The following is a 1,230-nucleotide window of genomic DNA, read 5'->3' on the forward strand; positions in this document are numbered from 1 at the left end:
GCCTCAGGCAGCGCAGGTCGAGCCACAGCGCGCCCTCCTTGATGCGTCCGATGATCGGCCGGGGCAGCGCCCGAAAGGCGCGTTCGAGTTCGCGCAGCGCGCGCTCGCGTACCTCGCGCCGGGGCGAGTCCACGTCCAGCACCAGCGCCACGCTCGGCAGCCGGTCCACCGGAAGCGACCCGCTGCCGAGCTGGCTCATGCACGGTGCAAGCTGCGCGGTGCGCCCGGCCGGAAGCGCGGTGATCCCTGCCAGTACGCGCTCGCCGGCGGCCTGGATGTCGCAGGCCTCACGGGTCAAAAGGCGCAGGGTGGGCAGGGTCTGCTCCGGGCGGTCGTCGTCGCGGTAGTGCTTGAGCGTGGCCTCGAGTGCGGCCAGCACCAGCTTGTCCAGGCGCAGCGCGCGTTTGAGCGGGTGGCGCTTGATGCGCTCGATGAAGGCGCGCTTGCCGACGATGATGCCGGCCTGGGGCCCGCCGAGCAGCTTGTCGCCGCTGAAGGTGACCACGTCGGCGCCGGCGGCGATCGCCTCGCCGGGCTGGGTTTCGTAGGGCAGCCCAAACGTCGAAAGATCGACCAGCGCGCCGCTGCCCAGATCCACCACCAGGGGAAGCTCGGCCTCACGTGCGATGCGCGCAAGTTCGGCTTCGTCCACGGCGGTGGTGAACCCCTCGACGGCGTAGTTGGAGGTGTGCACCTTGACCAGAAGCCCGGTGTCGTCACCGATCGCCTCGCGGTAGTCGCGCGGGTGGGTGCGGTTGGTGGTGCCCACCTCGCGCAGCCGGCAGCCGGCGGCGGCCATGATGTCCGGCATGCGAAAGGCGCCGCCGATCTCGATCAGCTCGCCGCGGGAGACGATCGCCTCCCGCCCGGCGCCGAGGGCGCCCAGGGTGAGTACCACGGCGGCGGCGTTGTTGTTGACCACGGTGGCGGCCTCGGCGCCGGTCAGCTCGCACAAGAGCGCCTCGATCAGGTCGTCGCGATCGCCGCGCCCGCCGGTTTCGAGATCGTACTCCAGCGCCACCGGGTCGCGCGCCACCCGGGCCATGGCGTCGATGGCGGGTTCCGAGAGCAGCGCGCGGCCCAGGTTGGTGTGGATCACCGTGCCGGTGAGGTTGAACACCGCCCGGGCGTTGGGGCTCACGAAGGCGTCGAGCCGCTCGCGCAGCGCGTCGACGATCGACGTCTCGTCGAGGGGAGCATCCAGCGGGGCGGCGCGCAGCGCGTCGAGGG

1 protein-coding gene is annotated in these 1,230 nt (G+C 72.0%); it reads right to left on the minus strand.

Annotation, left to right across the window (positions count from 1 at the left end; genetic code table 11):
• On the minus strand, positions 1-1,230 hold a 1,230-nt coding region (gene selA, locus BIS11_RS17965), incomplete at both ends, for an L-seryl-tRNA(Sec) selenium transferase (RefSeq protein ID WP_253586779.1).

Origin of the sequence: Halomonas sp. 707D4 (assembly GCF_024158685.1) — a bacterium.
Lineage (GTDB): Bacteria > Pseudomonadota > Gammaproteobacteria > Pseudomonadales > Halomonadaceae > Vreelandella.